Below are 5,886 nucleotides of genomic sequence, written 5' to 3' on the forward strand. Positions count from 1 at the left end.
CAGCTCCCACATTTGCTGCAACGTACCACGGCCTGTCAGGTCAGCCTTGTCAGTTCGGCAACATATCGCGGGAGGGACCAAACACCCCCTCAACCCCCATCTACACTTGTCTGTGCCATCGCCCCCTCCCCGAGGACCACGCCATGCCCCACACTGACGTCCTGATCATCGGCGCCGGCCCCACCGGCCTGGTACTCGCCCTGTGGCTGAGCAAACTGGGCATCAGCGTGCGCATCCTCGATAAGACCAGCACCCCCGGCACCACCTCCCGCGCCCTCGCCGTGCAGGCTCGCACCTTGGAGCTGTACCGCCAGCTGGACCTGGCCGACACCATCGTCAGCGCCGGCCACCAGGTGCCCGCCGCCAACCTGTGGGTCAAGGGGCAACCAGCCGCACGCCTGCCCTTCAACAGCATCGGCGCCGACCTCACGCCCTACCCGTTCCTCGAGATCTACCCCCAGGACCAGCACGAGCAACTGCTGATCGAACGCCTGCAAGGCTTCGGCATCGAGGTGGAGCGCAACACCGAACTGCTCGATTTCACCCAGCACGACACCACGGTCACCGCACGCCTGCGCCTGCCCGACGGCAGCGAAGCCACCTGCGACGCCTATTACCTCGCCGGTTGCGACGGCGCCCGCTCCACCGTGCGCAAGGGCCTGAACATCGGCTTCCCCGGCGGTACCTACCAGCAGGTGTTCTATGTGGCCGATGTGGACGCCATCGGCCCCAGCATCAACGGTGAACTGCACGTAGACCTCGACGAAGCCGACTTTCTGGCCGTGTTCCCGCTGGCCGGCGAAGGCCGCGCACGGCTGATCGGCACGGTGCGCGACGAACGCGCCGAGCGGCCCGAGCAACTGCGCTTCGAAGACGTCGGCCAGCGCGCGATCGATCACCTGAAAATCGAAGTTCTCAAGGTCAACTGGTTCTCCACCTACCGCGTGCACCACCGCGTAGCCGAGCACTTTCGCCAGCGCCGCGCGTTTCTGCTCGGCGATGCCGCCCACGTGCACAGCCCCGCCGGCGGCCAGGGCATGAACACCGGTATCGGCGATGCGATCAACCTGGCCTGGAAGCTGTGCAGCGTAATCAAGGGCAAGGCCGGCGATGCCCTGCTCGACAGCTACCCGATCGAGCGCTTGGCCTTCGCCCGGCGCCTGGTGGCCACCACCGACCAGGTGTTCACCTTCGCCACCGCCGACGGCAGCATCGCCAACCTGCTGCGCACCCGCCTGGCGCCCGTGCTGATCCCGCGCATGGCGGCATTGCGGGCGGCGCGCGGGTTGCTGTTTCGCACGGTCTCGCAACTGAGCCTGAACTACCGACTGATGCCCCTGAGCTTTGGCAGCGCCGGCCACGTGCAGGGCGGCGACCGCATGCCGTGGGTGGTCGCCGGCGAACGTGACAACTTCGCCGGGCTGTCACGCCTGTGCTGGCAGGTGCAGGTGTACGGCCTGGCCAGCAAGGAAGTGAGCGCCTGGTGCGCTGCGCGCCACCTGCCGCTGGAGGTGTTCCCCTGGTGCTCGGCGTATGCCGCGGCGGGCCTGGCGCGCAACGCGCTGTACCTGCTGCGCCCCGACAGCTATGTGGCGCTGGCCGAAACCTCGGCCACCACCGTTGCACTGGAGCGCTACTTCAGCGAGCGCGCCCTGCAGCCCTGGTAAAAAGACTCAGGCCGCCTTGTCGGCGCTCAAGGCACCGGCATAGCGATACGTGGTGATACAGCACAGCAGCAGGCCGCTGACCGCGACCATGCCGCCGACCATACCGATCTCGCCCAGGCCCATGTGCGTACTGACCACGCTGCCCAGCAGCGCACCACCGCCGATGCCGACGTTGTACAGGCCGGAGAACATGGCCATGGCCACGTCGGTGGCGTCCGAGGCCAGTACCAGCACTTTCGATTGCAGCGCCAGGCTGAAGCACATGATCCCCATGCCCCACACCATGCTCAGTGCGTACAGCAGGGTCGGGTTGGCAGACAGGGGGGCCAACAGCAGCAAGCACGCCGCCAGCGTGCCGATCGCGCCAATCGAGAAGCCCCGCGGGAAACGCTCGCTGAAATGGCTGAACAGGATCGAGCCAAAGATCCCCGCACCGCCGAACAGCAACAGCAACAGCGTGGTCATCTCCCCGCTCATGGCCGCGACCTGCTGGCTGAAGGGCTCGATATAGCTGTAGGCGGTGAACTGCGCGGTGATCCCCAGCACCACCAGCGCATACACCGACAGCAGCGCCGGGCGCTTGAGCAGCATCGGCAGGCTGCGCAGCGAGCCGGAGTTCTGGCTGGGCAGACACGGCAGCGAGCGCATCAGCCACAGCAGGGTCAGCACCGATACACCGGCAATGCCCATGAACGTGGTACGCCAGCCCAGCGCTTCGCCCACCACGCGGCCCAGCGGAATACCCAGCACCATGGCCAGCGTGGTACCCGTGGCCAACACGCCCAGCGCCTTGGCCTGCTTGCCCGGCGGCGCCACACGCACCGCCAGCGACGCCGTGATCGCCCAGAACACCGCATGCGCCAGCGCGATGCCGATGCGGCTGAACACCAGCATGCCGAAACTGTTGGCCATGCTCGACAGCACATGGCTGGCGATGAACAGCACGAACAGGCACGCCAGCAGCTTGCGCCGCTCGATGTTGCGCGTCAGCAGCATCATCGGCAGCGACGCCAGCGAGACCACCCAGGCATAGATGGTCAGCATCAGGCCGACCTGGGCGGTGGGCATGTCGAAGCTGCGCCCGATATCACTGAGCAACGCCACCGGCACGAACTCGGTGGTATTGAAAATGAAGGCCGCCAGGGCCAGCGCGAAAACGCTGAGCCAGCTGCCGTTACGGCTATCGGTGTCGGTATTCATCGGGCGGGGCAAGGCTCCAGGGCGACGCGCCAGGCGCGGCCTTTCGGTCAGGTGAACCGACGCGCCAAACGGCGCGCAGGCAAAAGGCACCCATAGGCCAGTGGCCTGGGTGTTGCGCTGCAGAAGGTTGTTGTAGGTAGTTGCGACTCGCTGGCCCGATGGTACGGCATGCGCCGGGGGGCGACAACAAGGCACACCCCTTCACATCCAGTGAAACTCGCAGGGCGCGGCGAGAGTCACTGTAGTAAGCGACTGGTCCCGCGCCCTACAAGGACTACTGAATTTTCCGATGGTCAGCCTTTCTCGGCCAACGCCTAATCGGACGCTCTCAGTAACAAACTTGCCAGGAGGCCGTATGCGCCTATTCACCTCACTACTCCAACGCCTGAGACAGAAAGGCCTGCGCCGCGCGTTACGCCCGTTATGGCACCGTTATGTGTTCCAGCACTGGCAGTTGGTGTGGTTGTACCGGGCCCCCCTCGCTGCCGTGCCGCGCCAACGCGTGCGGCCGTGTCCACCGCTGCAGTTGGTCGACATCACGCCGCACAACACCGACGCCTTCGCCCGCTATTTCCCCGAGCAACTGCAGGCCATGCACGAGCTTGCACTGCAGGGCCATACCGGCCACATGTACCTGGACCCGGCCGGCGATGCGGTAGCCATGGTGTGGGCCAGCACCCGCACCTATCACGACACACACTACTACGGCTGCAGTTTCCCGGTGCAGCCTGGCGAGTACTTTCAGTTCGCGGGTGAAGTGGAGCGTGCCTATTTCGGCACCGGGCTGTCGACACGGGTACAGGCCGACCTGTGGGCGGCGATGGTTGCCAAAGGCTGCACGCGCATCGTCGTTGTGGTGGCGCTGGACAACGTGCAGGCCGTGAAGATGCACCTGCACCTGGCCTACCATGAGCAGGGCCGCATCACCCATGCGTACAAACTGTTTGGCCGCTGGCACTTCTCTCGCGTGAGCCATTACACTGGCTCGTGCCTGGCGCACCTGGCCCCACGCGCCAAGCGAGCCGCCGCCCAGCCTGCCCTCCAGTCGCAGGATATGGACGTCTGAGGATTTCATACTACGGCGCGGGGTACAGCTACATGCGATTCACCGGGCTTGGCCCCTACCGGGGTTAATGATTCGCCCGATGGCAGCAAACATGGGGTAGCCGCTTAATCTGACACTCCTGAGTGCCAGCCTGCCGGAGTCCGCAATGTCATTGATCGAAAAAGTTCGCCAACGCATCAGACACAAAGGTCTGTACCGCGCCTTGCGCCCGCTGTGGCAACGCCATGTCTTGTGCCACTGGCAATTGGTGTGGTTGCAGCGAGACCCACGTGCCGCCGTGCCTCGACGCCCTGCGCGCCCCTGCCCGCCCCTGCAGCGGGCCGTCATCACCCCCTTGAACACCGGCGCTTTCGAGCGCTACTTCCCTCAGCATGTGCAGGCCATGCACGAGCTGGCCCAGCAAGGGCACACCGGCCTGATGTACCTGGACGCGGCGGGCGATGCGGTCGCCATGATCTGGGCCAGCACCCGCGACTATCATGACCGGCACTACTACGGTTGCAGCTTTGCCGTGCAGCCTGGAGACTTTTTCCAGTTTGCCGGCGAAGTGGACCGCGCCTATTTCGGCACCACGCTTTCAACCCAGGCGCAGCTCGAGCTGTGGGAAACGATGCTGAGCAAGGGCTGCACCCGCATCGTCAATGTGGTGGCGCTGGATAACGTACAGGCGGTCAAGATGCACCTGCACCTTGACTACCAGGAGCAAGGTCGCATCACCCACGTCTACAAACTCTTCGGTCGCTGGAGCTTTTCACGCGTGTCCTGCTACGCAGGTTCGCGCCTGACCCACCTGCAACCCCGCGCCAGACGCGCTGCGAAGCATCGTCAAGCCGAACCTGAAAACAGCGCGCCTTGATTCAAGCGCCAGAAACCAGTCAAAAAATCGTCAGACCTTTCCGATCAACTGCACTACGCCGCTAACCAGCGGTGTAGAGCTGTCCGCTCCTGTTACACATATTTTGATACAACCGTGACGATGGCTTTTTGACACACCGTCAAACAGCCTGCGCTATACCATGAAAAACATTTCATCCAACCCAACCGCAACACCCGCCCTATCCGGCAAGGAGGCACCATGCGTGCTTTGCAGAACGTCCGTGACAAGATCAAACAAAAAGGACTGCGCCGCGTGTTCAACACCTTGTGGGAGCGCCATGTGTTCTACCACTGGGAGTTGCTGTGGATGGAGCGCGACCTGGTCAGCGCCGTGCCGCCGCATAACCTCAAGCCCTACCCCTCGGCGCGGCTGGAGCGGATTACCGAAGACAATGCGGTAGCGTTCAGCCGGTATTTTGGCGACCGCGTGCAGACCATGGCGGAGCTGGCGCGGGAGGGGCATACCGGGCACATGTACCTGGATGACGCCGGGGATGCGGTGGCGTTTATCTGGGGCAGCAAGCGGGACTATCTGGACCGTCATTATTATGGCTGTACGTTCCCGGTGAAGGCTGGGGAGTTTTTCGAGTTCGGTGGGGAGATGATTCCGGCGTACTTCGGCACCAGCTTGTCGGTGGATGCACAGGTGAACCTGTGGGGGGCGATGCAAGAGCAAGGGTGCGACAAGGTGGTGGATGTGGTGGAGACGCATAACGTGCCGGCGATGAAGCTGCATCTGCGGATGGGGTATCACGAACAGGGGCGGGTTGCGCATGTTTATTGTCTGTTTGGGCGGTGGAAGTTTTTTCGGGAGACGAGGTATGAGGGGTCGAGGTTGGAGCCGTTGCGTAAGGCTAGGCCGGTGAAGGGGGCTGCTGCGACCGCTTGATGGAGGGAGATTGGGCGCCTCTGACTGAAGCTGGTGGGGGCGCGGGTTCAGATGTCCACGGCTCCACCAAATGATCAAAATGGCACCGCAGCCAATGTGGCCGATGTCACACAGGTCGCCGAGCTGTTGCATGGCGAAGAAAACGCGGTGTATGCAGACGCCGGATACACCGAGTGCGATCCATAAAC

Annotated in this window: 5 protein-coding genes; 4 read left to right on the forward strand and 1 reads right to left on the reverse strand. The window is 63.8% G+C overall.

Going from position 1 to position 5,886, the window contains the following annotated elements:
• The first annotated feature begins 143 nt into the window (after positions 1–143).
• Complete coding sequence (locus KUO17_RS22680; protein ID WP_217977823.1) at positions 144–1,667, forward strand: FAD-dependent oxidoreductase; 1,524 nt, start codon at positions 144–146, stop codon at positions 1,665–1,667.
• A 6-nt stretch (positions 1,668–1,673) separates the two neighbouring features.
• Here the strand turns inward: KUO17_RS22680 and KUO17_RS22685 are convergent, their stop codons facing one another.
• Complete coding sequence (locus KUO17_RS22685) at positions 1,674–2,867, reverse strand: sugar transporter (RefSeq protein ID WP_217977824.1); 1,194 nt, start codon at positions 2,865–2,867, stop codon at positions 1,674–1,676.
• 355 nt (positions 2,868–3,222) lie between these two features.
• Here KUO17_RS22685 and KUO17_RS22690 point away from each other — a divergent pair, with 355 nt between their 5' ends.
• The 3 genes from KUO17_RS22690 to KUO17_RS22700 all read left to right on the forward strand — a co-directional run bounded on the left by KUO17_RS22690 (position 3,223) and on the right by KUO17_RS22700 (position 5,698).
• Positions 3,223–3,933, forward strand: coding sequence for a GNAT family N-acetyltransferase (locus tag KUO17_RS22690; RefSeq protein ID WP_255263740.1), 711 nt, complete (start codon positions 3,223–3,225; stop codon positions 3,931–3,933).
• Positions 3,934–4,078: 145 nt separating this feature from the next.
• Positions 4,079–4,789 (forward strand): N-acetyltransferase, encoded by a 711-nt coding sequence (locus KUO17_RS22695; RefSeq protein ID WP_217977825.1) that lies wholly within the window; start codon positions 4,079–4,081, stop codon positions 4,787–4,789.
• Positions 4,790–5,008: 219 nt separating this feature from the next.
• Positions 5,009–5,698, forward strand: coding sequence for a GNAT family N-acetyltransferase (locus KUO17_RS22700; protein ID WP_217977826.1), 690 nt, complete (start codon positions 5,009–5,011; stop codon positions 5,696–5,698).
• Positions 5,699–5,886 lie beyond the last annotated feature (188 nt).

Origin of the sequence: Pseudomonas aegrilactucae, from assembly GCF_019168305.1 — a bacterium.
Taxonomy (GTDB): Bacteria; Pseudomonadota; Gammaproteobacteria; order Pseudomonadales; family Pseudomonadaceae; genus Aquipseudomonas; species Aquipseudomonas aegrilactucae.